This is a genomic window from Barrientosiimonas endolithica, assembly GCF_030296655.1.
Taxonomy (GTDB): domain Bacteria; phylum Actinomycetota; class Actinomycetes; order Actinomycetales; family Dermatophilaceae; genus Barrientosiimonas; species Barrientosiimonas humi.
The window spans coordinates 1,969,324-1,994,631 of the sequence record NZ_AP027735.1; the positions used below are offsets into that span (position 1 = coordinate 1,969,324).

Here is a 25,308-nt window from a genome sequence, read left to right on the forward strand (position 1 = left end):
ACGTCCGCGAGCCGAGGGTCAACGGGCGGGGTGTTCACGTGGGCCCGGCCGGGATCGAACCGACGACCTACGCGGTGTAAACGCGGCGCTCTACCAGCTGAGCTACAGGCCCGTGACGTTCTTGGTCGCATCTCCTCCTCCGCCCGGGCTCGCAGGCTCACCCGGTCGGCATCGTCGATGCGACGTTCGACCTTCGGTCGCGTCTGCCACCCAGGCTCACCCGGTCGGCATCGTCGATGCGACGTTCAGTCTCTGTCGCAGCTCCTCCTCCGCCCGGGCTCGCAGGCTCACCCGGTCGGCATCGTCGTTGCGACGCCGTGGATCCTACGCACTCGCCGGACCCAGGACGAACTTGCTCAGTCCGTCGGCACGGCGGACTGATCGACGCAGAGGACTCCCCGGTTGCCGTCCTGGTCGGCGATCACGGTGAGACCGTCGCTGTCGTCGACGACCGTGCCGCCCGCGGCGACGGCGGCGTCGATGCGCGACCGCGCGGTCTCGGGCGCGACGTAGACCTCGACGTGGAACCGCGCGTCCGCCGACCCGCCCTCCTCGAGGTCGCCGAACCACAGGTTGGGCACCCGCCCGGTGGCGTCGCGCACCTCCTCGCCCGGCGTCCCCCTCCCCTGGGCGTCGGCGTCGCCGGTCAGCAGCGCCGCCCAGACCGGGGCCACGGTCGCGGCGGCGGCCGTGTCGAGTCCGAGCTCGGCCTCGCTCACCGCGCCCGGATCGGGCACCAGCCCCTGGTCGGCGGCGAGCTGAGTGATGCGCCGGGCGAGGTCGACGTCCTGCTGGGTCACCCACTCGACGACGTGCTCGGTGCCGTCGTCCGCGCGGTAGACCGCGTCGTCGCTGACCAGCTCCAGGTCGACGTGCCCCGGACCCATCGCGACCTTCGGGTGGTGACCGACCGTGTCGCCGACCTTGCCCACCGCCGCGAGGAACCGGACACCGGTCCCGAAGTCGGCGACGAGATACCGCGCGTGCAGCCCCTGCGCCAGCTTGCGCCAGTCGGCGAGGCCGGCGGCCGCGATCTGTTCACCCCGAAGCAGGTCCATGGCCTCGACGCTAGCGGCGCCGACCGCCCCGGCGCGCCGGATTGGCGAGGCTCCCGGCGAGGCGCAAGAACGGCGCGGAGCCGCCGGGGCCTACTGCAGCGCCTGCTCGAACGAGGCGAGGTCGCGAGCCTCGCCCGGTCCGTTGACCAGCGACCACCGGACCGTGCCGTCGGTGCCGATCAGGAACGTGCCGCGGATGGCCATCCCGGCCGCCTCGTCGAACACGCCGTACGCCTGCGCCACCTGGCCGTGCGGCCAGAAGTCGGACAGCAGCGGGAAGTCGTACCCCTCCTGGTCGCCCCAGGCCTTGAGCGAGAACATCGGGTCGCAGGAGATCGCGACCGTCTGCACCCGGTCGTTGCTGAACCGGGTGAGGTCGTCGCGCACCGAGCACAGCTCGCCGGTGCAGATGCCGGAGAAGGCGAACGGGTAGAAGACCAGCAGCACGGCGCGCTCGGCGCGCAGGTCGCGCAGCGAGGTCTCCTGGCCGAACTGGTCCTTGAGCGTGAAGTCGGGCGCGCTCGCGCCCACGGTGACCGGCTCGCTCATCGCTGCTTCGCCGCCCCGCCCTGGACCAGCTTGGTGCCGATCCACTCCTCGCCCGCCTTGCTGGAGGAGGAGGCGTTGAGCCCGGCGGTCTGCGCGGCTTCCTGGATGTCGCTGGCGTCGACGTGGTCGGGGTGCCCCGCCCGCGGCACCAGCAGGGCGATGAACCCCTTGTCGGCCAGCCCGGCGAGCGCGTCGACGCAGTCGTCGATCAGGTCGCCGTCGCCGTCGCGCCACCACAGCAGCACGGCGTCGACGACGCCGTCGTAGTCCTCGTCCTCCAGCGGCGAGCCGACGGCGTCCTCGATCTCCTCGCGCAGCGCCTCGTCGACGTCCTCGTCCCAGCCGAGCTCCTGCACCACCTGGCCCTCGGCGAACCCCAGCCGTGCGGCCGTGGCTGTGCGGTTGCCGTCGCCGGCGGATCCGTTCCCTTCCTCGGTCATGGGTCAGTAGTCCACTAGGAACTCCGCGCCATTGCAACTAGCGGGCAGGGCGCGAGCGCGCGTCGGATGGTCGGACCATCGTGCGGACCGTCGTTCCGAGTACTGGTTAGTAACGGGACCCGATTTCACCAGCACCACGCCGGGGAGCAGACTGATCTTTCGTAGGAGCGTCAGAGAGGACGTACGACTGTGTCGAACAACCCCACCGGTGCAGGACCGATCCTGAACGGCATCCCGAGCCAGCTGCCCGACATCGATCCGGACGAGACGCAGGAGTGGGTCGACTCGCTCGACGCGGTCATCGAGCACGGCGGTCAGGCACGCGCGCGCTACGTCATGCTCAAGCTGCTCGAGCGCGCGCGCCAGCGGCAGATCGGCGTGCCGTCGCTCACCGCGACCGACTACATCAACACCATCGCGCCCGAGGCCGAGCCGTGGTTCCCCGGCGACGAGGAGATCGAGCGGCGATACCGCGCCTGGATCCGCTGGAACGCCGCGGTCATGGTGCACCGCGCGCAGCGCCCCGACGTGGGCGTCGGCGGCCACATCTCGACGTACGCCTCCGCGGCCACCCTCTACGAGGTCGGCTTCAACCACTTCTTCCGCGGCAAGGACCACCCCGGCGGCGGCGACCAGATCTACTTCCAGGGCCACGCCTCCCCGGCATGTACGCCCGCGCCTACCTCGAGGGGCGCCTCACCGAGACCCAGCTCGACGGGTTCCGCCAGGAGAAGTCGCACATCGTCGACGGCGAGCTGCAGGGGCTGCCCTCCTACCCGCACCCGCGGTCGATGCCCAGCTTCTGGGAGTTCCCGACGGTGTCGATGGGCCTCGGCCCGATGAACGCGATCTACCAGGCGCAGTTCAACAAGTACCTGCACAACCGCGGCCTGAAGGACACCAGCGACCAGCACGTCTGGGCCTTCCTCGGCGACGGCGAGATGGACGAGCCGGAGTCGCGCGGCCTGCTGCAGCTGGCGGCCAACGAGGAGCTGGACAACCTCACGTTCGTCATCAACTGCAACCTGCAGCGCCTCGACGGCCCGGTGCGCGGCAACGGCAAGATCATCCAGGAGCTGGAGAGCTTCTTCCGCGGCGCGGGCTGGAACGTCATCAAGGTCGTCTGGGGCCGCGGCTGGGACCCGCTGCTGGCCGCCGACCGCGACGGCGCGCTCGTGCACCTGATGAACTCCACCTCCGACGGTGACTACCAGACCTTCCGCGCCAACGACGGGGCGTACGTCCGCGAGCACTTCTTCGGCCGCGACCCGCGCACCGCGAAGATGGTCCAGGACTGGTCCGACGAGGACGTCTGGTGGAAGCTCAAGCGCGGCGGGCACGACTACCGCAAGGTCTACGCGGCGTACAAGGCAGCGACCGAGCACCACGGCCAGCCGACGGTGATCCTGGTCAAGACGATCAAGGGCTACAGCCTCGGCACGCACTTCGCCGGCCGCAACGCGACGCACCAGATGAAGAAGCTGGCGCTGGACGACCTCAAGCAGTTCCGCGACTCGCTGCAGATCCCGATCAGCGACGAGCAGCTCGAGGCCGACCCCTACCTGCCGCCGTACTACCACCCCGGCGACGACGACCCGGCGATCAAGTACATGCTCGACCGGCGCAAGCAGCTGGGCGGCGGGCTCCCCGACCGCCGGGTCTCCTCGGGCCCGCTGAAGCTGCCCGACGACAACGCCTACGCCGTGGCCAAGAAGGGCTCGGGCAAGCAGGAGGTCGCCACCACGATGGCCCTCGTGCGGGTCTTCAAGGAGCTCATGCGCGACAAGGACCTCGGTCCGCACATCGTGCCGGTCATCCCGGACGAGGCCCGCACGTTCGGCATGGACTCCTTCTTCCCGACGGCCAAGATCTACAACCCGCACGGGCAGAACTACACCTCCGTCGACGCCGAGCTGATGCTGGCGTACAAGGAGTCGACGCAGGGGCAGATCCTGCACCTGGGCATCAACGAGGCCGGCTCGATCGGCGCGTTCACCGCGGCGGGCACGTCCTACGCCACGCACGGGGTGCCGATGGTGCCGTTCTACATCTTCTACTCGATGTTCGGCTTCCAGCGCACCGGCGACTCGATCTGGGCCGCGGCCGACCAGATGGCCCGCGGCTTCCTGATCGGCGCCACCGCCGGGCGCACCACGCTGACCGGTGAGGGGCTGCAGCACGCCGACGGTCACGGGCTGCTGCTCGCGTCGTCGAATCCCGCTGTGGTTGCTTACGATCCGGCGTACGGCTACGAGATCGCGCACATCATGAAGGACGGCCTGCGCCGGATGTTCGGCGACAAGCCGGAGAACGTCATCTTCTACCTCACCGTCTACAACGAGCCGTACGTCCAGCCCCCGGAGCCGGAGAACGTCGACGTCGAGGGGATCCTGCGCGGGATCTACCGCCTGTCGGTCGGCGAGGGTGACGGGCCGAAGGCGCAGCTGCTCGCGTCGGGCGTCGGGGTGCCGTGGGCGCTGGAGGCCCAGCAGCTGCTCAAGGACGACTGGGGCGTCGTCGCCGACGTGTGGTCGGTGACCTCCTGGAACGAGCTGCGCCGCGACGGCCTGGCCGCCGACGAGCACAACTTCCTGCACCCCGACGAGGAGCCCCAGGTCCCCTACGTCACCGAGGTGCTGCGCGACGCGCAGGGTCCGGTCATCGCGACCTCCGACTCGATGCGCGCCGTGCAGGACCAGATCCGGCAGTGGGTGCCGCAGGACTTCGTCTCGCTCGGCGCCGACGGGTTCGGCTTCTCCGACACCCGCGCCGCGGCCCGCCGCTACTTCCACATCGACGGGCCGTCGATGGTCGTGCGCACCCTGCAGCTGCTCGCCGAGCGCGGCGAGATCGACGACGACATCCCGGCCAAGGCGGCCGAGAAGTACCAGCTGCTCGACGTCACCGCCGGCACGTCCGGCAACGTCGGCGGCGACGCGTGATGCGGGGCCGGCGTGAGGCCGGGGAGGACCTCACGCCGGAGGACCTGATCACGGTCGAGCTCGGCCGTGCCCGCAGAAGCGACCCCGGGTACGACGAGGGCGCGGTCGACGACCTGCTCGACGACGTCGTGGCCGCGATGCGCGAGGGCAGCCTCACCCCCGGGCAGCTCGCCCGGTGGCGGCAACGGCTGGAGCCGGTGACCCGGCGGCTTCGTCCCGGCTACGACCGGGGTCAGGTCGACGCGCTGCTCGACCGGCTGCACTCGCAGCTCGCCGCGCCGACCCCGCCCGCCGGCGCGCCGACGGCCCCGGGGCCGAGCGGTGCCGGCATCGGCAACGATCAGGAGGCGGTGGCGCAGCAGTACGCCCGCGAGGACCGCCTCGAGACGCGCCGCAGCGTCTGGCGCGGCACGGCCGACGGCACCGACCCGGTGGCGGTGGCGGTCGAGGCGCTCGCCGCGGCGGCGCCGCGCGACCTGCTCGAGATCGGTTGCGGCACCGGCGAGTTCGCTTCGCGCGTGGCCGCGCGCCTGCCTGGCGCACGGCTCGTCGCGACCGACCAGTCACCCCGCATGGTCGAGCTCGCCGCCCAGCGCGGGCTCGACGCGCGCCCGGTCGACGCGAGCGAGCTGCCGTTCGGCGACGACGCCTTCGACGCGGTCGCCGCGATGTGGATGCTCTACCACGTGCCCGACCTGGACCGGACGCTCGCGCAGGTGCGGCGGGTGCTGCGCCCGGACGGGGTGCTGATCGCCATGACGAACGGCGACGGGCACCTCGCCGACCTGCTGACCGCCGCCGGTGGTGAGCCGATCCGCACCCAGTTCAGCCGCGAGAACGGCGCCACCACGCTGCGGCGCCACTTCGCGCACGTCGAGCAGATCGACTTCGACACCCGCGCGGTCTTCCCCGACCACGGCGCCGCCCAGGCCTACCTCGCGACGTTCGACCCCGCCCTCGCCGAGCAGCTCCCGCCGTTCGCCGGCGAGGCCGAGTTCGCCGGCGCCGCAACGCTGTTCATCGCCACCTGACCCACGCTGGTCGAGTGCCGGCGAGGCGCTGGCCGAGCCGGTGTATCGAGACCCTCGGCGCCCTACGGCAGCAGCGCGCTGACCACCGCGGCGAGGATCACCGTGTTGAACACGAACGCGATGAGCCCGTGCACGGTGATGGTGCGGCGCATCTGCGTCGAGGTGACGTCGACGTCGGTGGTGCCGAACGTCGTACTCACCGCCACCGAGAAATAGATGTAGTCGCTCCAGTCGGTCGCCTGCGCGCTCGGCTTGTCGCCGGGGAAGTTCAGACCCTGGCCGTCGGTGAGCGCGTCGTCGGCGTGGTAGGCGACGGCGAACGCGATGAGGATCGCGACCCACGACACGACGATCATGCCGACGCCGATGGCGACCCGCGCCCAGGTGGGCAGCTCGGAGTGCCCGGCGCCCCGCGGCAGCCACAGCACCGCGACGAACAGCGCCGCCGCGCTGATGAAGATGGAGAATCCCGGGCCCGGCGCCGTGCCGAGCAGGTATCGCTGCACCCGGGTGCCGCGCCCGCTGCGCGTCGCCCAGTGGCGGACGGCAGCGGGCGTGGCCCGGGAGAACACGACCACGGAGACCGCGACGTAGACGAGCAGGTAGGCCAGCAGGATCAGGACCACCCGGTCCAGCACGGCCGCGAGGCGGGTGTCACCGGAGTCGATGAGGGCGACCGCGAGCACACCCACGACGAGCGCGACCGCGCCGGCCACCCCCGCCCGCCACGTCTCCTGGAGCCACTTCTCCCCGCCGAGGGTCTCCCGGTCGTCGGTCTTCCGGTCGTCGTCTGCCAACGCGGGTCAGCCGCGCCAGGTGTCGCGCGCGACGACGGCCACGTCGGGGTTGTCGCTGAAGATGCCGTCGATGCCGGCGTCGTAGAGGCGGTGCAGCAGGTCCATGACACGACCGTAGTCGTTCGGGTCGGCGCCGATGCGGTAGTCGGTCGGCAGGAACTGGTTCTCGGCGCGGACGGTGTAGGGGCACACCTCCAGACCGACGGCGTGGGCGTTCTTCACCAGGGTGGTCTCGGCGCCCAGCGTGCCGTCGCTGTTGCGGGCGATGACCTGCGACCAGTCGGGTCCGAGCCCGTCGATCTGGTCGGCGTACGTCCGCAGCCCGGCCGGCGACAGCAGCTCGGCGTAGGTGCGGTCGTCGGCGTACGGCGTGCCGCTGGCCGAGGTGAGGAACACCAGCGGCGCCTTCACCTTCATCTTCGAGCGCATCATCAGCAGGTTCGTCAGCTCGAACGACTGGATGCGGATGGCGGCGTTCTTGTTGTTCAGGCCGTAGCGCTGCACCAGCGGGACCAGGCGCTCCTCGAGCGGCAGCCCGATCTCGCGGAAGTACGTCGGGTGCTTGGTCTCGGGGTAGACACCGATCTCGCGGCCGAGGTCGAGGCTGAGCTGCTTGCGCAGCTTCAGCACCTCCTCGAACGTCGGCACCTGCCAGAGGCCGTCGTAGATGGTGTTCTCCTGGCGCACCTGCGGCAACCGCTCGACCGCGCGCAGGGTGCGCAGCTCGGCGAGGGTGAAGTCCTCGACGAACCAGCCGGTGGTCGCGACCCCGTCGAGGGTCTTGGTCGTGCGGCGCGCGGCGAAGTCGGGACGCTCGGACACGTCGGTCGTGCCGCTGATCTCCGGCTCGTGCCGGCACACGAGCACCCCGTCCTTGGTGATGACCAGGTCGGGCTCGATGAAGTCGGCACCCATGTGCGCGGCGAGGGTGTAGGAGGCGAGCGTGTGCTCCGGGCGATAGCCGGAGGCACCGCGGTGACCCACGACGTACGGCGTGGGGAGGCTGCGGCGACCGCGCCCGCGCGACCGCGAGGCGGCGGGGGCGGCGCTGCTGGCGCTGACGGGGAGGACGGTGGCGGCGGCTGCGGTGGCACCCACCAGTGCGGTGAAGGAACGACGATCCATGACGGTCATCACACCGCACCCGCGACCTCGCGCGGTGGACAGCGGGTGGACTTCCCGGGACGAGCGGATGGCCGCTCGGCGGCGCCCGCACTCCCGGGACTGTGCAGGTCCTACAAACGACGGACGTACGCTGGCGGCATGCCCGGCACCCGCCGCCCGCGCGGCACGACCGCGACCCGTCGTCGCCTCGAGCGCAACGCGGGGCAGCTGGCCACCTCGGCGGTGCAACGGATGGACGCGCAGCACGAGTGGTACCGCGAGCTCAGCGCCGAGGACCGCAGCTGGGTCGGGCTGGTCGCCCAGGCGGGCATCGCGTCGTTCATCGCGTGGTACCGCGACCCGACGTCGACCCCGGCCGACATCGTCGACGTGTTCGGCACCGCGCCGCGCGAGCTGACCCGCTCGATCAGCCTGCGCCGCACGCTGGACCTGGTGCGCACGGTGATCGAGGAGATGGAGTCACAGGTCGAGCGCATCGCCGCGCCCGGCGAGGGCGAGGAGCTGCGCACGGCGGTGCTGCACTACTCCCGCGAGATCGCGTTCGGGGCCGCCCAGGTCTATGCCCAGGCAGCCGAGACGCGCGGCGCCTGGGACGCGCGGCTGGAGTCGCTCGTGGTCGACGCGGTGCTGCGCGGCGAGGCCGACGACTCGCTGCAGTCACGGGTCGCGGCGCTCGGCTGGGACCGGGTGACCGCGGTGTCGGTGGCGGCCGGCGAGGCGCCGCAGGGCGGCAGCGCGGCGGTCGTCGACGCGCTGCGCTCGGCCGCCGCCGACCGGGGCATCGAGTGCCTCGTGGCCGTGCAGGGCCACCGCCTCGTCGCCGTGCTCGGGCAGGTCGAGGACCCGGTGCGCACCGTCACCGACCTCGCCGACCACTGGGGGCAGGGGCCGATCGTCGTCGGCCCACGCGTCCCGCACGTCTTCGCGGCCGGACGCTCGGCCCGTTCGGCGCTGTCCGGTCTCGACGCGGCCCGCGCCTGGCCCGAGGCGCCGCGGCCGTGCAGCGGGGCCGAGCTGCTCGGCGAACGGGCGCTGGCCGGTGACGAGCGCGCCCGGCGCGCCCTCGCCGAGCGCGTCCACCGTCCGCTCGCGAGCAGCGCGCAGCTGCTCGAGACGGCCAGGGCCTACCTCGCCTCCGGCAGCCTCGAGGCCACCGCCCGCACGCTGTACGTCCACCCCAACACCGTCCGCTACCGGCTCGGCCGGATCACCGACGAGACCGGGTACGACCTCACCGACGGCCACGACGCCTTCACCGTGCGCATCGCCCTGGCCGTGGCGCTGCTGGACGCCCCGCGGCAGTGGCGCCGCCGTACGACCTGACGCGGCACGCTCGGGCCGCACGCCCCGGCGGTCCTCCGCCGAAACGTGCGCCCCACCGCACCCGCCAGCGGTCCTCCGCCACCCCGTGCGCAACGCCACCGCACGCCTCAGCGGTCCTCCGCCACCCCGTGCGGCCCCGCCCCTCACGCCCTCGCGGTCCTCCGCCACCGCACCCTCAGCGGTCCTCCGCCGAAACGTGCGCTCCACCGCACCCACCAGCGGTCCTCCGCCACCTCGTGCGGCCCCGTCCCTCACGCCCTCGCGGTCCTCCGCTGCAGCGTGCGCTCCACCGCACCCCTCAGCGGTCCTCCGCCACCCCGTGCGCCCCCGTCCCTCACGCCCTCGCGGTCCTCCGCCACCCCGTGCGGCCCCGTCCCTCACGCCCTCGCGGTCCTCCGCCACCCCGTGCACGCCGCGGGGGGCGACCTACGCCGGCGTACGCTCTCGCCGGGTTCGCATTTGGAGGAAACCTCCAAATCTGGCGGGCGAGCGTCGTGGGAGAAGACCGCGCGCGGCGGGGCCCGCTGGGGCAGGGTGGAGGTGTGCTCGCGATCGTCAGCCCTGGACAGGGCTCCCAGTCCCCCGGCTTCCTCTCCCCCTGGCTCGAGCTGCCCGGGGTGGCCGACCGCCTGGCCGCGCTGAGCGACGCGGCGGGACTGGACCTGCAGGCGCACGGCACCACCTCCAACGCCGAGACCATCAAGGACACCGCGGTCGCCCAGCCGCTCATCGTCGCGGCCGGCCTGCTGGCGCTCCCCGAGCTCGACGCGATCGGCTCGTCCGGGGCCCTCGCCGGGCACTCGGTCGGCGAGATCACCGCCGCCGCCGCGGCGGGCGTGCTCGACGACGCGCAGGCGATGCGGTTCGTGAGCGTGCGCGGGCGCGCCATGGCCGAGGCGGCTGCGGCCACCCCCACGGGGATGGCGGCCGTCCTCGGCGGCGACCCCGACGACGTCGCGGCCACGCTCGAACGGCACGGCCTCACCCCGGCCAACATGAACGGCGCCGGCCAGGTCGTCGCCGCCGGCACGCTCGACCAGCTGCAGGCCCTGCAGGGCGACCCTCCGGCGAAGGCTCGGGTCATCCCGCTGCAGGTGGCGGGCGCGTTCCACACCGAGCACATGGCGCCGGCCGTGCAGACCCTGCGCGCCGAGGCCGACGCCATCCAGCCCGGCAGCCCCACGGTGACCCTGATCAGCAACGCCGACGGCGCGGTCGTGGCCGACGGGGCCGAGGTGCTGCGCCGCCTGGTCTCCCAGGTCAGCAACCCGGTGCGCTGGGACCTTTGTATGGAGCAGCTGCAGCAGCTCGGCGTCACGGGCCTCATCGAGCTGCCGCCGGCGGGCACCCTCGTCGGCCTGGCCAAGCGCGGCCTGCGCGGCGTCGAGACGCTCGCGCTCAAGACTCCCGACGACCTCGAGACCGCGCGGCGGATGGTCGCTGAGCACGGCTCGACCACCGAAGACCACTGAGGAACGGACCCCGAATGAGCCTCTCTCCCAAGGGAACCGGCACGATCACCTCCCCGCCGGCGCGCGTCACGCGCGCATCAGCGGCGTCGGCGGATACCGCCCCGAACGGGTGATCACCAACGAGGAGGTCTGCACCTGGATCGACTCCTCCGACCAGTGGATCCGCGAGCGCTCGGGCATCGTGACCCGCCGCTGGGCGCGCGAGGACGAGTCGGTCGTCGACATGGCCGAGGCGGCCGCCGGGCCGGCCCTGCAGATGGCCGGGATCTCCCCGAGCAGATCGGCGCGGTCATCTGCGCGACGGTCACCCACCCGTTCGCCACGCCGGCCGCCGCCCCGCTGCTGGCGACGCGCCTGGGTGCCAACGGCGTACCCGCCTTCGACATCTCGGCCGCGTGCGCGGGCTACTGCTACGCGATCTCGCTCGCGAGCGACATGGTGCGCGGCGGGTCGGCCGAGCACGTCCTGGTCGTCGGCGTCGAGAAGCTGTCCAGCGTCACCGACACCTCCGACCGCGGCACCGCGTTCATCTTCGGCGATGGCGCCGGTGCCACCGTGGTGAGCCCCTCCGACGAGCCGGGCATCGGCCCGACCGTGTGGGGCTCCGACGGCGAGAAGTGGTCGACGATCCAGCAGCGGCTCGGCTGGGACGAGATCCTGCGCCGCTGGGAGGCCGAGGACGCCGGTCAGACCGTCGACTGGTCCGACGCCCAGGCCCACGACGCCCGCTCCGCGAGCACCCTGGCGATGGCCGGCCAGTCGGTCTTCCGCTGGGCCGTGTGGGGCATGGCGCCGGTCGCCCAGCAGGCCATCGACAAGGCCGGCATCACCGCCGCCGACCTCGACGCGTTCATCCCGCACCAGGCGAACATGCGTATCGTCGACGCGATGGTGAAGCAGCTCGGCCTCCCCGAGGACATCCCGGTCGCGCGCGACATCGCCGAGACCGGCAACACCTCGGCCGCGTCTGTGCCGCTCGCGACCGAGCGGATGCTGCGCGAGGGCGAGGCGCCGCGCGGCGGGCTCGCCCTGCAGATCGGCTTCGGTGCCGGGCTGGTCTACGCAGCCCAGGTCGTACGCCTGCCCTAGCTCTCCCGTCGGCCCGGCGGGTTGAAAACCGGGTCAGCCCAAGGAAGTTCGAATCCAGGAGGTAACCCCCATGGCCATGAGCGACCAGGAGATCCAGGCCGGTCTCGCCGAGATCATCAACGAGGAGACCGGGCTCGACGCCGAGGCCGTCCAGCCGGACAAGTCGTTCACCGAGGACCTCGACATCGACTCGCTGTCGATGATGACGATCGTCGTGAACGCCGAGGAGAAGTTCGACGTGCGCATCCCCGACGACGAGGTCAAGAACCTCAGCACCGTCGGTGACGCCGTCGCCTTCATCAAGAACGCCCAGGGCTGACCGACGTCGGGCGGGCACCCAGGAGCCTCGGGTGCCCGCCCGCGCACGGCCCTCCCCAGCACGCCTGCCCGCACCACCTCACAGGAGCCCGCACCCATGACCGCTGAGAAGCGCATCGTCGTCACCGGCCTCGGCGCGACCACCCCGATCGGGGGCACCGCCACGGAGACCTGGGACGCGCTGCTCGCCGGCACCTCCGGCGCCCGCACGCTCGAACAGGACTGGGTGCAGCAGTACGACCTGCCCGTGCACTTCGCCGCGAGCATCAAGCAGGACCCGGCCGAGGTGCTCAAGCGCGTCGAAACCCGTCGGATGGACCCGTCGGCGCAGTACGCCATGATCGCCTCGCGCGAGGCGTGGGCCGACGCGGGCGCGCCCGAGGTCGAGCCGGAGCGCCTCGGCGTCGCCATCGGCACCGGCATCGGCGGGGTGCACACCCTGCTCGACCAGTACGACGTGCTCAAGGAGAAGGGCCCGCGCCGGGTCTATCCGCTGACCGTGCCGATGCTGATGCCCAACACCGCCTCCGGCAACGTCTCGCTGGAGCTCGGCGCCCGCGCGGGCGCGCACACCACCGTGTCGGCGTGCTCGTCCGGCGCCGAGGCCATGGGCTACGCCGCCGAGATGATCCGCCAGGGCCGCGCCGACGTCATGGTCACCGGCGGCACCGAGGCCGCGATCCACCCGCTGACCGTCGCGGGCTTCGCCGCCATGCAGGCGCTGTCGACCCGCAACGACGACCCGGCCGGGGCCTCGCGCCCCTACGCCGCCGACCGTGACGGGTTCGTCATGGGCGAGGGCGCGGGCGTGATCGTGCTGGAGAGCTACGAGCACGCCACGGCCCGCGGCGCCACGATCTATGCCGAGCTGGCGAGCATCGGGATGTCCTCGGACGCGTACCACATCACCGCGGGCGAGCCCGAGGGCGCGGGTGCCTCGCGCGCCATGCTCGAGGCGATCGAGCGCGCCGGTCTGCAGCCCGCCGACATCGCGCACATCAACGCCCACGCGACCTCCACCCCGGTCGGCGACATCGCGGAGACCAACGCGATCCGGCGCGCGTTCGGCGGCACCGCCGACGACATCGCGGTGACCGCGACCAAGTCGATGACCGGCCACCTGCTCGGTGCGGCCGGCGCGCTCGAGACGGTGCTGACGATCCAGACGGTGCAGCAGCGGCTCATCCCGGCGACGATCAATCTCGAGCAGCAGGACCCCGAGATCCCGCTCGACGTCGTCACCGGCGAGCACCGCCCGCTCCCCGACGGCGACGTGGCGGCGCTGAACAACTCCTTCGGCTTCGGCGGCCACAACGTCGCCCTGGTGATCAAGAGCGTCTGAGCTTCTCGGTCCAGGCCCCTTCTCCAGTCGCCGGGCATCGTCGCCGAGACGCGGGGCTGCTCTTCCGCATTTCGTTCACCGGGGAACGATCTGTACGGCCCGCGCCCCGGAATCCCGCGGGTCACCTCCGCATTTCGTTCACTCGAGAACGAAGTGCGGAGTCCTGGGGCCGCCTGGCCCGAGCCCGCGGCCCGGACGGGCGGTCAGCTCACGCGGTGCAACCAGCGGACGGTGGCGCCGTCGCCGGCGCACCGGAACGGCTCGAGCTCCTGGTCCCACGCGGTGCCCAGCAGGTCGGCCATCTCGACGCGGAACGCCTCGGGGTCGCCGGCGCTCGCCGCCAGCGCCGACCGCAGGCGGTCCTCGTTCACGACGGCGTCGCCGCTCGCCGAGGTCCAGGTGTGGTGGATGCCGAGGTCAGGGTGTGCGCCCACCGGCTGCCGTCACAGCCCGGGCTCGGTTCCTCGGTCACCTCGTAGCGCAGGTGCTCCCAGCCGCGCAGCGCACTCGCCAGCCGCGCGCCGGTGCCCGGCTCGGCGGTCCACGCCAGCTCCCCGCGCACCATCCCCGGTGCGATGGGTTGCTTGGTCCACTCCAGACGTACGGGCGTCTCGAGGATCGACTCCAGCGCCCACGTCAGGTGTGGGCACAGCGCGGTGGGGGTGGAGTGGATGTAGACCACCCCGCGCGTGACGGCACGCGGCATCGCGACAGACATCCTGACCTCCTTGGCTGCGAGGGACGTCTTCCCCAACGACCTCGCGTGGAGCCGGGATGCTGCTCGTGGCTGCTCATGCCTGTTGTGCCGCCCATTGTGCCCCATCCGTCACAGGCGTACCACCCCACGGTGTGCCCAGAGCCGCCCGCCGGGGAAGCGGCGCGCGAGCGTACGCCCGCGGCAGCTGCCGCCGCAGCGCCTAGCGACGCTTGATCGCGGCCGCGATCACCAGGCCGAGCGTGAGCGTGCCGAACAGCGGCACGAGGTAGAGGCCGATCGACCCGACGGCCGGGTTGGACACCTCGGAGTCGCCGGTGACCGTGCCGACCCCGGCGAGGTAGATCAGTGCCGACCACAGGCAGCCGGGGATCGCCACTAGTGGCCATGCCACGTGCGGGCGGCGCAGCGCGGCAGGCAGCCCCATCGCCGCCACGATCAGCATCGGGACGGCGAGGAGCCACCCCACGAAGTCGCCCGAGGCGTCGGCACCCTCGGTCAGCTCGTCGACCGAGGACAGCTGGAACAGGTTCCAGCTGTCGCCCTGGTAGCTCGCGAACGGCAGCAGGCACGCGAGCGCGGTGAGCACCGCCGCGACCACCCAGCCCTGGGCGATGTTCCGCGCGGTCGAGCCCTGCGGGGGCCTCGGCTGCGGGAATCCCGGGTAGCCGTGGAAGCCGCCGGGGGCGTACGGATTCGGTTGCGGCGCAGGCGAGCTCGGCCCGGGCATGCTCCACGGCTGCGGCTGCGGCTGCGGCTGCGGCCGGGGCGTCGGTGCCGGCGTCGTCGGAGCCGGAGCGGCCGGGCGGGGCGTCTGGTGCGCCGAGGGGCCGGGCGGCGGGGTGCCGGCCCCCTGGGGTCCCGAGGTCGCGGGCTGTCCGTCGGCAGCGGCGTGCAGCTCGCGGGCGAAGGCGACCGTGCCGCGGGGGCGGCGGTCGGGGTCCTTGGCGAGGCCGTGCAGCACCGCGGCCGCGACGCGGGGCGGGACCGAGGGCGGCAGCGGCGGTGGGGGTTCGTTGACGTGCAGGAGCGCGAGCGACACGGCGGAGTCGGCGTGGAACGGGCGACGCCCGGCGAGCAGCTCGTAGGCCACCACCGCCAGCGAGTAGACGTCGCTCTGCGGGTCGGCCTCCAGCCCCACGGCCGCCTCCGGCGACAGGTAGTGCACGGTGCCGAGCACCTCGCCGGTGCGCGTGACCTTGGCCTCGCCGAGCGCCCGCGCGATGCCGAAGTCAGTGAGCTTCACGACGCCCTTGCGGGTCAGCAGCATGTTGGCGGGCTTCACGTCGCGGTGGACCATGCCCTCGTCGTGGGCGGCCTCGAGCCCGGCCGCCGCCTGCGCCACGAGGTCGGCGACCTGCCGCGGCGGCAGCGCGCCCCGGGAGGTGAGATCGGCGACCGAGCTGCCCTGCACCAGCTCCATGACGATGTACGCCGTCTCGTCGCTCTCCCCGAAGTCGTAGACCTGCGCGATGTTCCCGTGGGTCAACCGCGCCGCGAGCCTGGCCTCGTTGCGGAACCGCGCGATGAAGCTCGCGTCGTCGGCCAGCGAGGGGCGGATGACCTTGACCGCGACCGCCCGGCCGAGCACCCCGTCCTGGGCGCGCCACACCTCCCCCATGCCACCACCGGCGATGCGCTCGGTCAGCTCGTAGCGTCCGCCGAGCACGGTCCCCACCGATGTGGCCATGAAGCCCCCACTCCCTCGTCCGTCGAGCCAGGCTCACCGTAGTGGTTCGGCCGAGCCCGCGCCCTGGCGTCGGTGCTAGCGCAGCGGCACGAACAGATAGGGGCCGTGCCCCTCGACACTCGCGTCGGTGACCCGCAGCAGCTCACCGCCGACCGGGATCACCAGCACCCCGTCGGGAGCGAGCTGGGCCACCAGGCTCGCAGGCAGCTCGCCCGCCATCGCGCTGACCAGGATCCGGTCCCACGGCGCTTCGTCAGGGGCGCCCAGCACGCCGGGCTCGGCCTGGCGGATGCTCGCCTGCAGCTGCTCGGTGGCCGCCAGGTTGCGCGACCCGAACGCGACCAGGTCCGGCTCCAGCTCCAGCCCCAGCACCTGACCCTCGTCACCGACCAGACTCGCGAGAAGCGCTGTGGTCCAACCGGATCCGCTGCCGACGTCGAGGACTCGCTGCCCCGGACGTACGTCCAGCAGGCGGAGCAGGTTGCGCACCGTCGTCGGCTGGGAGCAGGTCTGCCCGCGCATCAGCGGCAGGGCGCGGTCGAGGTCGGCGTTGGCCTGCTGGTCCGGCGTGAGGAACCGTGCTCGCGGGCTGCGCTGCATGGCCGCCTCGATGGCGGCGTCGGGTGTGCGCTGTGCCATCCCCTCAGTATGCGAGGCCGCCCCTCCCGCGTCGGTGCACCGTGCCACGATCGCCGGGTGACTGCCGTACGCACGACGCACCTGCTCCTGCGCCCGCTCACCGACGCCGACGTCACCGACCCGCGAATCCTGTTGTGGCACACCGACCCTGAGGGTTACGCACTCATGGCGGAGGAGCCGAGCAGTGACGCCGAGGCGGCGGACCGGTTGAGCGCGTGGCGGCGGCAGTGGGCCGAGGAGGGCCTGGGCTACTGGATCGCCGAGCGCGACGGGCAGCCGGTCGGGATCGGCGGGGTGCGGCCCATGGAGCACCAGGGGACGCGATATCTCAACCTCTACTACCGTCTCGCACCCGAGGGGCGCGGCCGAGGCCTGGCGGCCGAGATCGCCCAGGCCGCAGTCGCATTCGCGCTCGAGCACTATCCGCAGCTGCCGGTGGTCGCGAGGATCGCGGCCGGCAACGAGCCGTCGCTGCGCACTGTCCGCCGCTCGGGCATGGTCGGCCTCGGCCCGTTCCGGATGCCGCACGACCCGCCCGGGATGCCCGACAACTTGCTCTTCCAGAGCCCCGCGGTGCGCCTCGGCCTCGACGACACCTACGAGGAGGTGCTCGACCTGTGGCAGCGGGTCAACGCCGCGGGTGGCGCCGTGGGGTTCGAGGGCGACGCCCCGCGCGCCGACGTCGCCCGCGCGCTCGACCGGCACCTGGGCGCCGAGGGCTGCACGCTCTTGCGGCTGCACGCCCCGACCCTCGACACGTTCGACGACCCGGCCCGCGTCGGACCGCTGCTCGGCTTCGGGTTCGTGCAGCAGGGCACCTCCCCCGTCGTCGCGCACCGCGGCACCCTCTATCGCGTGATGACCGACCCCGACCGGCGCGGACAGCGTCTCGGCACGCTGCTCGTCGCGGCGCTGCACGGCACCGCCCGCCGGCAGGGCGTCGAGATCTGCGAGATCTCCTATCGCGGCGGCACCGGGCTCGACCGGTTCTACGCACCGCTCGGCTACGCCGAGACCGGTCGCGTCGCCGGCGGGCTGCGGTTCAGCTGGGGCGACGTCGACGACGTGACGATGGCGCGGCGGCTGTGATCCGAGGTCGTCGACGCCGTGCAGCGGCTCGGGCAGGGCGGGTAGCCGGTCTGCGACGACCACTCGATGTCCGAGTGGCGCACGCCGACTACCGTGCTCGCGCACGGGGCGGTAGCTCAGCCGGTCAGAGCAGCGGACTCATAATCCGTCGGTCCTGGGTTCAAGCCCCAGTCGCCCCACCAGCCCCGGCACGGCCTGGCGCCCGCACGTGACTGTGCAGGACACGCGGTACGTCCTCGCGCGCCAACCGCGTGTCCTGCACAGTCACGGCGCGTTGGCGGGAGTGGCCCGGCGCTCACCCGACCTCCTCGCCGGCCAGCGCCTTGGCGGCCAGCCGCTCCTCGCCCGCGACCTCCCACACCTCACCGGCGGCGTGCACGGCGAGCGCGATGATCACCAGCCCGAGCACGAGGTCGGGCCAGCCGGAACCGGTCCAGGCGGTCACCGCCGCCATCGCGATGATCGCGAGGTTGACCAGCACGTCGTTGCGCGCGGACAGGAACGCCGCGCGCCCGAGGCTCGACCCCGCCGTACGCACTCGCACCAGCAACCAGGCGCACAGCCCGTTGACGATCGCGGCCCCGGCCGCGGTCACCCACAGCGCGGTCGTCGCCGGCGCCACGGGGTCGCCCCACTTCGACCACGCCTGCCAGCCGGCGGCCGCGGCCGGCACCAGCAGGATGCCCGCCATGACGCGGCCGACCAGCGCCTGCCGGGCGACCGACCAGCCGAGCGCGATCGCGATCAGCAGGTTGATGGCGGTGTCCTCGAGGAAGTCGGCGCTGTCGGCGAACAGCGAGACCGACCCGATGGCCAGCGCCACGCTCGCCTCGACGAAGAAGTAGCCGAGGTTCAGCGCGGCGACGAGCAGGACGGTCCGCCGCAGCACCACCGATGAGGTCACGGCGACATTCTTTCGGATCGGGGGCGCATTCATACGCTCTGGGGAAAGCGGGCAGACGCTCGTTCACCGGCATGTACGGTGTTCTCGTGTCTTGCGGCGGGGCGCCGCGGGGCACGACCCGGCTCTGAGGGGGCCGGACCGACAGCGCCTCCGCCGGCGACCCTGGCCTCACCACCTGTGGTCGCGGCGGAGGCGCTGTTCTGGCTCTCCCGCCCTCCCTGCCGCCCCTCCCCCGCTCCCCTGTTGTTCGCCGCGCCCGACGGGTGTCGTTGGGGCGTCGTTCACCTGCCCCTGGGACATTCGCGCTCGTGCGCATCGTTCGGCTGGCCAACTTCGTCGGGCCGCGCACCGGCGGCATCCGCACCGCGCTGGAGCGCTGGGGACTGGCGTACGCCCGGCTCGGCCACGACCCCGTGCTCATCCATCCCGGTGACGAGTTCGCGCACCGGCGGGCCGAGTTCGGCGACGTCATCACCCTCGGCGGCACCGACCTGCCCGGCCGCACCGGATACCAGCTCGTGCTCAACCGGCGCCGCGTGACCAGCCTGCTCGAGCGGCTGCACCCCGACGCCGTCGAGGTGTCCGACCGCTCCAGCCTGCGCTGGGTCGCGAGCTGGGCGCGGCGGGCCGGCGTCCCGAGCGTGATGGTGTCGCACGAGTGCCTGACCGGGGTGCTGCAGGAGTTCGGCGCGCCGCCCGCGGTCGCCACCCGCGTCGCCGACCGGCTCAACACCGGCACCGCGCGGTCGTACGACGCCATCGCCTGCCCGAGCAGCTATGCAGCACAAGAGTTCTCGCGCATCGGCGCCGAGGCCCACGTGGTGCCGCTCGGCGTCGACCACGACGTCTTCACCCCTGCGCCCACCACAAGCAGCCCCGCACCCGCCGCACCTCTGCGGCTGCTGCACTGCGGCCGCCTCTCCCCGAGAAGGACCCGACCCTCCCCATCCGCACCCTCGCCGAGCTGCACCGCCGCGGGGTGCCGGCCCGGCTGGACGTGCTCGGCCACGGACCGATGGCGAGCCACCTGCGCGAGCTGGCCCGGCCGTACGACGTCGCGTTCCTGCCCTACACCCGCTCGCGGGCGCAGGTGGCCGGCCGGCTGCGCGCCGCCGACGTGGTCATCGCGCCCGGGCCGATCGAGACGTTCGGGCTCGCCGCGCTGGAGGCGCTGGCCTGCGGCACCCCCGTGGTGTGCCCGACCACCGGCGCCCTGCCGGAGGTGGTCGGCGCGGGCGGGCTCGCGGCGCCCTCGCACGCGGCGGACTTCGCCGACGCGGTGCTGCGCCTCGCGGCCGACCCGCTGGCGCCGGCCCGCGCGCGGCGCCGCGCCCGCGAGCTGACCTGGGACACCTCGGCGCGCGGCATGCTCCAGGTGCACCACGCGGCGGCGGCATCGATTGGGTCACGTACCCGCGATTCCGCGGGTGGCTGATCCGCCGGATCGCTACTGTCCCCCGCATGACAGAGCCGTCCGATGCTGCCTCCGCGCCGCGCGAGCAGTCGATCAACGTCGCCCGCGGTGAGCCCCTGGTCGTCCTGCAGGACGTGCAGAAGCACTTCGGGCCGCTGCACGTGCTCAAGGACATCGACCTGACCGTGCACCACGGTGAGGTCGTGGTCGTGATCGGCCCGTCCGGCTCCGGCAAGTCGACCCTGTGCCGCGCGATCAACCGGCTCGAGACCATCGAGTCCGGCAGCATCACCATCGACGGCAAGCCGCTGCCCGAGGAGGGCCAGGAGCTGGCCCGGCTGCGGGCCGACGTCGGCATGGTCTTCCAGTCGTTCAACCTGTTCGCGCACAAGACGATCCTCGAGAACGTCACCCTCGGCCCGATCAAGGTGCGCAAGCAGGGCAAGGCCACCGCAGAGAAGCGGGCGATGGAGCTGCTCGAGCGCGTCGGTGTCGCCCACCAGGCGAGCAAGTACCCCGCCCAGCTGTCCGGCGGCCAGCAGCAGCGCGTCGCGATCGCCCGCTCGCTCGCGATGGAGCCCAAGGTGATGCTCTTCGACGAGCCGACCTCGGCGCTCGACCCCGAGATGATCAACGAGGTCCTCGACGTGATGACCGCCCTCGCCAAGGAGGGCATGACGATGATCGTCGTCACCCACGAGATGGGCTTCGCGCGCCGCGCGGCCGACCGCGTGGTGTTCATGTCCGACGGTCAGATCCTCGAGGAGAACGTCCCCGAGGAGTTCTTCACCAACCCGCAGACCGATCGCGCCAAGGATTTCCTCGGCAAGATCCTCACCCACTGAGCAGGACACACCACAGAGGAGATCCACATGCAGCACACCCGACGCATGGCTGGGGTGGCGGTCGCCGCGGCGGCCGCCCTGACGCTCGCCGCGTGCGGCGACAGCGAGACCCCGGCGGCCGGCAGCGGATCCGGGAGCGGCGACGGCGTCACCGTCGGCATCAAGTTCGACCAGCCCGGTCTCGGCCTCAAGAGCGGCAACAGCTACAGCGGCCTCGACGTCGACGTGGCCAACTACGTCGCGAAGGACCTCGGGCTCGGCACGGTGACCTTCCGCGAGGCCCCGTCCAAGCAGCGCGAGCAGCTGATCAAGTCCGGCCAGGTCAACATGGTCATCGCGACCTACTCGATCACCGACGCCCGCAAGAACGAGGTCTCCTTCGCCGGGCCGTACTTCATCGCCCAGCAGGCGCTGCTGGTGCGCAAGGGCTCGGGCATCACCGGCACCGAGGGCCTCTCGGGCAAGAAGCTGTGCTCGGTCTCCGGCTCCACGTCGGCGACCAAGATCAAGGAGAAGGTGCCCGGGGTGAACCTCCAGGAGTTCGACACCTACTCCAAGTGCGCCGAGGCACTCGGCGCCGGTCGCATCGACGCGATGACCACCGACGACACGATCCTGTCCGGCTACGCCAACCAGAACCAGTACAAGGGCAAGTTCGAGGTCGTCCAGGGCGTCGGCGGCGACGAGATCTACGGCATCGGCATCAAGAAGGGCGACACCGGTCTGTGCAACCGGATCAACGGGGCCCTGAAGAAGATGGTCGACTCCGGCGAGTGGAAGAAGGCCGTCACCAAGAACCTCGGTGACGACTACAAGCTCGACTCCGCGAAGAACCCGCCCCAGGCAGCAGCCTGCTCCTGATCTGAGCACCGCAGCCCCGGTGGCTCGCCGCGCGCGAGCCGCCGGGGCCGCGTTCCGCCTCCCCACCCCGCAAGGACTCGCATGGCCTCGCTGTTCGACCAGTTCGACGTGCTCGGCGCGATGTGGATGACGATCAAGCTCACCGCGATCTCCGCGGTGCTGGCCCTGGTCCTCGGCACGATCGTCGCGATCATGCGCCTGTCGCCCGTCCCGGCGCTGCGCCTGCTCGGCACGTCGTACGTCAACCTCCTGCGCAACACGCCGCTCACCCTGATCGTGTTCTTCTGCCTGCTCGGCATGTGGCAGACGATGGGCATCGAGCTGTCGCCCGAGCTGAGCGTCAACGCGTTCCGCTACGCCATCATCGGGCTGACCGTCTATCACGCGGCGTTCGTGTGCGAGGCGCTGCGCTCCGGCGTCAACACCATCCCGCTGGGCCAGGCCGAGGCGGCCCGCTCGATCGGCCTCACCTTCGGGCAGAGCCTGCGCGAGGTCGTGCTCCCGCAGGCGTTCCGCGGCGCGATCACCCCGCTCGGCAACACCCTGATCGCGCTCGCCAAGAACACCACCGTGGTGGTCACCATCGGCGTCGCCGAGCTCGCCTACTTCATGGCCGACGTCAACGAGCAGGCCTCCGACCAGCTGACCAACGCGTTCATCATCGCGGCGGCCTTCTTCGTCCTGTTCACCATCCCGATGGGCCTCGGCACCGGCTGGCTCTCCAAGCGACTGGCGGTCAAGCGATGAGTCAGAACGCCTCCGTCCTCTTCGACGCGGCCGGCCCCAAGGCCCGCACGCGCTACCGCCTGTTCGGCGTGCTCGGGGCGCTGCTGATCGCCGCGATCCTGGCCGCGGTCGTCTGGAAGTTCAACGAGCAGGGGCAGTTCGAGGCCGCGAAGTGGAAGCCGATCGTCGGCGGCGAGCTGTGGACGGCGTACCTGCTTCCGGGGTTGTGGGGCACGCTCAGGGCGGCCGCCATCAGCATCGTGCTGGCCGGCGCCTTCGGCGGCATCTTCGCGCTGCTGCGCATGTCCTCGATCGGCCCGGTCCGCTGGGTCGCGGGCGCGATCGTGGAGTTCTTCCGCGCCGTCCCCGTGCTGCTGATGATGATCTTCAGCTGGGGCATGTACGTGAAGTACAACCTCGTGCCGAGCGAGTACTTCGCGCTGGCCGGCGTCGTCACCGCCCTGACGCTCTACAACGGGTCGGTGATCTGCGAGGTCATCCGCTCCGGGGTCGACCAGCTGCCCAAGGGACAACGCGAGGCGGGCCTGTCGGTCGGCCTGACCCAGCAGCAGACGCTGCGCACGATCCTGCTCCCCCAGGCCATCACCGCCATGCTGCCCAGCCTGGTCAGCCAGCTCGTGGTGATCCTCAAGGACACCGCGCTGGGTTACAACATCACCTACCTGGAGCTGCTCTACTCGGGCAACACCGCCGCCAGCAACTACGGCAACCTCGTGCCGCTGCTGCTGGTGATCGCCGCGATCTTCATCGTCATCAACTACTCGCTCACCAAGCTGGCCGAGTGGATCGAGCGACGGCTCGCCCAGCGCGGACGCTCGGTGGCCGACCCCGACGCGATGGCCGGCGGCGGCATCGCCGGCAGCACCGCCGGGCCCAGCCTGCAGCACAACCGCGACCTGGCCTGAGGCCGAACGGCGTTCAGCGACAGAGGAACTCGGCCACCACCGGCGCCAGCTCGTCGGCGCTGGTGATCAGGCCCAGGTGCCCGTCGTCGAAGACGTGCAGCGTCGAGTCGGGCAGCAGCCGGTGCATGATCCGGGCGTTGGCGAGCGGGATCAGCGGGTCGTCGTCACCGGCGAGGATGAGCGTCGGCTGGCGGATCAGCGGCAGCGCCGGGAGGCTGCTCCAGCCGGCCCCCGCCAACAGCTGGAAGGCATAGCCGCGCCCGGACCCCACGCGCGACCCGTCGTGCAGCAGGTGCGGCACGGCGCCCGGCCGGCGACGCATCGACCCGCCGTAGAGCTCGGCCCCCACCTGCGCGGCGTAGGCGGGGTCGCGGTAGCGCCGCGGCGTCAGCATCCTGCCCAGCACCGCGGGCCGCGCCGGCACCATGAGCGACCCGGTCGCGGTGCTGACCAGCACCAGGCGCCGCACCCGACGCCGGTGCTGGAAGGCCAGCTGCTGCGCGAGCCCGCCGCCCCAGGAGATGCCGAGCACGTCGAACCGCTCGTGCCCGAGCCGCTCCATCAACCGGGTGACGAACCAGGCCAGCCCGGCGAAGGTGTACGGCACCGGCGGGTCGGGAGTGCCGCCCACCCCGGGCACGTCGAACCGGACCACCGTGATGGCCGGGTCGAGCGCGTCGACGAACGGCTGCAGCAGCTCGAGGCTGGCCCCGATCCCATTGCACAGCAACAGGATCGGGCCCCCGGGCTGCCGTCTCGCACGGCCACCCGCACCGACTGCCCGAGCACCTCGACCGTGCGCAGCTCGTCGCTCAGGTCGCTCACGCGAACGCCCCGATGCCGGTGATGTCTCGGCCCACGATGAGCGTCTGGATCGTCTCGGTGCCCTCGTAGGTGTGCAGCGCCTCGATGTCGGCCATGTGCCGCATGACGTGGAAGTCGAGCAGGATCCCGTTGCCGCCCAACAGGTCTCGCGCCTCGGCCAGCACCTCGCGCGCACGCCTGGTGTTGTTCATCTTGGCGATCGCGGCGATGGTGTCGGTGAGCCGCTCCTGCTCGATCAGCCGCGCCAGCCGCAGGCAGTACAGCTGCATCGAGCACACCTCGGCGAGCATCCGCACCAGGCGCTCCTGCACGATCTGGAAGCTCGCGAGCGGCCGACCGAACTGGGTGCGCTCCCCGGCGTAGGTGATGGCGATGTCGTACGCCGCCGTCGCGTGCCCCAGCGCTCCCCACGCGACCGCGTTGCGCGTGCCGGCGAGCACCCGTGCGGTGTCCTTGAACGAGCCTGCCCCGGGCAGCCGGTTCGCCTCCGGCACGCGCACGCCGTCGAGCGTGATCTCGGCCTGCCAGACCGCCCGCAGCGAGCCCTTGCCGGTCATCTTCTCCGCGGTCCAGCCGGGGGTCGGCGGCTCCACGAGGAAGCCCTTGACCTGACCGTCGCCGGTGTCGCGCGCCCAGACCACCACCACGTCGGCGATGCTGCCGTTGCCGATCCACTTCTTGCGCCCGTCGAGCACCCACTCCTCGCCGTCGCGCCGCGCCGTGGTCTCCAGCGACACCGAGTCGGAGCCGTGCTCGGGCTCGGTGAGCGCGAACGCACCCAGCGCCTCGACCCGCGCCATCCGGGGCAGCCACTGCTCCTTCTGCTCCTGCGACCCGAGCATCGCGATCGACTGCATCGCGAGCCCGGCCTGCACCCCGAGGAAGGTGCCGAGGCTGCCGTCTCCCGGTTCAGCTCCATGTGCACCAGGCCGACCGCCATCGGACTCATCGGCGGGCAGCCGTAGCCCACGATCCCGTCGCCGACCAGGCCGAGCTCGCCCATCCGCTCGGCCAGCGCGCGGGGAACTCCGCCTGCTCCCACGCCTCGTTGATGACCGGCAGCACCTCGTCGTCGACGAAGTGGCGTGCGCGGTTCCAGTAGTCGCGCTCCTCGGCGGTGAGCTCCTCGCCGATGCCGAAGTAGTCGGTCCCTCGCGACCGGCCGATGTCGTCTGGCATGTCACTCAC

At 72.2% G+C, this 25,308-nt stretch carries 24 protein-coding genes, 2 tRNA genes and 3 pseudogenes; 15 read left to right on the forward strand and 14 right to left on the reverse strand.

What is annotated here, in order from left to right:
* Positions 1–39: 39 nt before the first annotated feature.
* The 4 genes from QUE40_RS09920 to QUE40_RS09935 form a co-directional block, all read right to left on the reverse strand.
* Positions 40–112, reverse strand: a tRNA-Val gene (locus QUE40_RS09920).
* 244 nt (positions 113–356) lie between these two features.
* Positions 357–1,058 carry a 4a-hydroxytetrahydrobiopterin dehydratase gene (locus tag QUE40_RS09925; protein WP_289230850.1) on the reverse strand — a complete coding sequence of 234 codons (702 nt, stop codon included), beginning with the start codon at positions 1,056–1,058 and terminating at the stop codon, positions 357–359.
* Between the two features lie 90 nt (positions 1,059–1,148).
* Positions 1,149–1,607: a peroxiredoxin gene (locus tag QUE40_RS09930; RefSeq protein ID WP_289230851.1), complete on the reverse strand. Its 459-nt coding sequence runs from the start codon at positions 1,605–1,607 to the stop codon at positions 1,149–1,151.
* Positions 1,604–2,047 (reverse strand): DUF3052 domain-containing protein, encoded by a 444-nt coding sequence (locus tag QUE40_RS09935; RefSeq protein ID WP_142005501.1) that lies wholly within the window; start codon positions 2,045–2,047, stop codon positions 1,604–1,606. The genes QUE40_RS09930 and QUE40_RS09935 overlap by 4 nt, the downstream gene beginning before the upstream one ends.
* A gap of 189 nt (positions 2,048–2,236) precedes the next feature.
* Here QUE40_RS09935 and aceE point away from each other — a divergent pair.
* A pseudogene (aceE, locus tag QUE40_RS09940) lies at positions 2,237–4,989 on the forward strand (pyruvate dehydrogenase (acetyl-transferring), homodimeric type).
* The gene (locus QUE40_RS09945) at positions 4,989–6,020 is read left to right on the forward strand and encodes a methyltransferase domain-containing protein (protein WP_289230852.1); all 1,032 of its coding nucleotides are present in this window, start codon (positions 4,989–4,991) and stop codon (positions 6,018–6,020) included. Before aceE ends, QUE40_RS09945 begins: the two are co-directional and overlap by 1 nt.
* A 62-nt stretch (positions 6,021–6,082) precedes the next feature.
* Here the strand turns inward: QUE40_RS09945 and QUE40_RS09950 are convergent, their stop codons facing one another.
* Both QUE40_RS09950 and QUE40_RS09955 read right to left on the reverse strand, forming a co-directional pair.
* Complete coding sequence (locus QUE40_RS09950; protein WP_211344558.1) at positions 6,083–6,817, reverse strand: DUF1345 domain-containing protein; 735 nt, start codon at positions 6,815–6,817, stop codon at positions 6,083–6,085.
* A 6-nt stretch (positions 6,818–6,823) separates the two neighbouring features.
* Positions 6,824–7,942: a glycerophosphodiester phosphodiesterase gene (locus QUE40_RS09955; protein WP_289230853.1), complete on the reverse strand. Its 1,119-nt coding sequence runs from the start codon at positions 7,940–7,942 to the stop codon at positions 6,824–6,826.
* Between the two features lie 138 nt (positions 7,943–8,080).
* Here QUE40_RS09955 and QUE40_RS09960 point away from each other — a divergent pair, with 138 nt between their 5' ends.
* Both QUE40_RS09960 and QUE40_RS09965 read left to right on the forward strand, forming a co-directional pair.
* Positions 8,081–9,265: a PucR family transcriptional regulator gene (locus QUE40_RS09960; protein WP_289230854.1), complete on the forward strand. Its 1,185-nt coding sequence runs from the start codon at positions 8,081–8,083 to the stop codon at positions 9,263–9,265.
* Positions 9,266–9,807: 542 nt separating this feature from the next.
* Positions 9,808–10,737: an ACP S-malonyltransferase gene (locus QUE40_RS09965; RefSeq protein WP_289230855.1), complete on the forward strand. Its 930-nt coding sequence runs from the start codon at positions 9,808–9,810 to the stop codon at positions 10,735–10,737.
* 66 nt (positions 10,738–10,803) lie between these two features.
* Here the strand turns inward: QUE40_RS09965 and QUE40_RS19670 are convergent, their stop codons facing one another.
* On the reverse strand, positions 10,804–11,049 hold the full coding sequence (locus QUE40_RS19670) for a hypothetical protein (RefSeq protein ID WP_433997096.1): 246 nt from the start codon (positions 11,047–11,049) through the stop codon (positions 10,804–10,806).
* On the opposite strand from QUE40_RS19670, the gene QUE40_RS09970 reads away from it, so the two are divergent.
* The 3 genes from QUE40_RS09970 to fabF all read left to right on the forward strand — a co-directional run bounded on the left by QUE40_RS09970 (position 11,029) and on the right by fabF (position 13,486).
* Positions 11,029–11,826 carry a beta-ketoacyl-ACP synthase 3 gene (locus tag QUE40_RS09970; RefSeq protein WP_433997079.1) on the forward strand — a complete coding sequence of 266 codons (798 nt, stop codon included), beginning with the start codon at positions 11,029–11,031 and terminating at the stop codon, positions 11,824–11,826. The two genes, QUE40_RS19670 and QUE40_RS09970, sit on opposite strands and share 21 nt — an antisense overlap.
* 70 nt (positions 11,827–11,896) lie before the next feature.
* Positions 11,897–12,145, forward strand: a complete 249-nt coding sequence (locus QUE40_RS09975) for an acyl carrier protein (RefSeq protein WP_142005508.1) — start codon at positions 11,897–11,899, stop codon at positions 12,143–12,145.
* A gap of 96 nt (positions 12,146–12,241) precedes the next feature.
* Positions 12,242–13,486 (forward strand): beta-ketoacyl-ACP synthase II, encoded by a 1,245-nt coding sequence (gene fabF, locus QUE40_RS09980; RefSeq protein WP_142005509.1) that lies wholly within the window; start codon positions 12,242–12,244, stop codon positions 13,484–13,486.
* A 203-nt stretch (positions 13,487–13,689) separates the two neighbouring features.
* Here the strand turns inward: fabF and QUE40_RS09985 are convergent.
* From QUE40_RS09985 to QUE40_RS09995, 3 genes and pseudogenes are all read right to left on the reverse strand, one after another.
* A pseudogene (locus QUE40_RS09985) lies at positions 13,690–14,204 on the reverse strand (DUF3145 domain-containing protein).
* A gap of 199 nt (positions 14,205–14,403) precedes the next feature.
* Positions 14,404–15,891, reverse strand: a complete 1,488-nt coding sequence (locus QUE40_RS09990) for a protein kinase domain-containing protein (RefSeq protein WP_289230856.1) — start codon at positions 15,889–15,891, stop codon at positions 14,404–14,406.
* Positions 15,892–15,966: 75 nt separating this feature from the next.
* Positions 15,967–16,530 carry a protein-L-isoaspartate O-methyltransferase family protein gene (locus QUE40_RS09995; RefSeq protein ID WP_289230857.1) on the reverse strand — a complete coding sequence of 188 codons (564 nt, stop codon included), beginning with the start codon at positions 16,528–16,530 and terminating at the stop codon, positions 15,967–15,969.
* A 57-nt stretch (positions 16,531–16,587) separates the two neighbouring features.
* Between QUE40_RS09995 and QUE40_RS10000 the strand changes: the two genes are divergently transcribed.
* Entirely contained in the window at positions 16,588–17,619 is a 1,032-nt protein-coding gene (locus QUE40_RS10000) for a GNAT family N-acetyltransferase (protein ID WP_289230858.1), read from the forward strand.
* Positions 17,620–17,724: 105 nt separating this feature from the next.
* Positions 17,725–17,801 (forward strand) — tRNA-Ile (locus QUE40_RS10005).
* A 113-nt stretch (positions 17,802–17,914) separates the two neighbouring features.
* On the opposite strand, the gene QUE40_RS10010 is transcribed toward QUE40_RS10005, so the two are convergent.
* Entirely contained in the window at positions 17,915–18,523 is a 609-nt protein-coding gene (locus QUE40_RS10010; RefSeq protein ID WP_338070559.1) for a cation diffusion facilitator family transporter, read from the reverse strand.
* A gap of 308 nt (positions 18,524–18,831) precedes the next feature.
* Between QUE40_RS10010 and QUE40_RS19185 the strand changes: the two are divergent.
* The 6 genes and pseudogenes from QUE40_RS19185 to QUE40_RS10040 form a co-directional block, all read left to right on the forward strand.
* Positions 18,832–19,308: pseudogene (locus QUE40_RS19185) on the forward strand (glycosyltransferase); the annotation flags it as partial.
* 194 nt (positions 19,309–19,502) lie between these two features.
* A complete protein-coding gene (locus tag QUE40_RS10020; RefSeq protein ID WP_433996989.1) occupies positions 19,503–19,958 on the forward strand; it encodes a glycosyltransferase family 4 protein in 456 nt (151 codons plus the stop codon).
* A gap of 26 nt (positions 19,959–19,984) precedes the next feature.
* Positions 19,985–20,782, forward strand: a complete 798-nt coding sequence (locus QUE40_RS10025) for an amino acid ABC transporter ATP-binding protein (RefSeq protein ID WP_433996990.1) — start codon at positions 19,985–19,987, stop codon at positions 20,780–20,782.
* A gap of 27 nt (positions 20,783–20,809) precedes the next feature.
* The gene (locus QUE40_RS10030; RefSeq protein ID WP_142005517.1) at positions 20,810–21,643 is read left to right on the forward strand and encodes a glutamate ABC transporter substrate-binding protein; all 834 of its coding nucleotides are present in this window, start codon (positions 20,810–20,812) and stop codon (positions 21,641–21,643) included.
* A gap of 81 nt (positions 21,644–21,724) precedes the next feature.
* On the forward strand, positions 21,725–22,390 hold the full coding sequence (locus QUE40_RS10035) for an amino acid ABC transporter permease (protein WP_142005518.1): 666 nt from the start codon (positions 21,725–21,727) through the stop codon (positions 22,388–22,390).
* A complete protein-coding gene (locus QUE40_RS10040; RefSeq protein WP_142005519.1) occupies positions 22,387–23,295 on the forward strand; it encodes an amino acid ABC transporter permease in 909 nt (302 codons plus the stop codon). The genes QUE40_RS10035 and QUE40_RS10040 overlap by 4 nt, the downstream gene beginning before the upstream one ends.
* Positions 23,296–23,308: 13 nt before the next feature.
* Here QUE40_RS10040 and phaZ read toward each other — a convergent pair whose 3' ends face one another.
* From phaZ to QUE40_RS10055, 3 genes are all read right to left on the reverse strand, one after another.
* Positions 23,309–24,025, reverse strand: a complete 717-nt coding sequence (gene phaZ / locus QUE40_RS10045; RefSeq protein ID WP_289230860.1) for a poly(3-hydroxyalkanoate) depolymerase — start codon at positions 24,023–24,025, stop codon at positions 23,309–23,311.
* Positions 24,026–24,116: 91 nt separating this feature from the next.
* Positions 24,117–24,995 carry an acyl-CoA dehydrogenase family protein gene (locus QUE40_RS10050; protein WP_289230861.1) on the reverse strand — a complete coding sequence of 293 codons (879 nt, stop codon included), beginning with the start codon at positions 24,993–24,995 and terminating at the stop codon, positions 24,117–24,119.
* Positions 24,996–25,065: 70 nt separating this feature from the next.
* Positions 25,066–25,299: a hypothetical protein gene (locus QUE40_RS10055; protein ID WP_289230862.1), complete on the reverse strand. Its 234-nt coding sequence runs from the start codon at positions 25,297–25,299 to the stop codon at positions 25,066–25,068.
* Between the last annotated feature and the right edge of the window lie 9 nt (positions 25,300–25,308).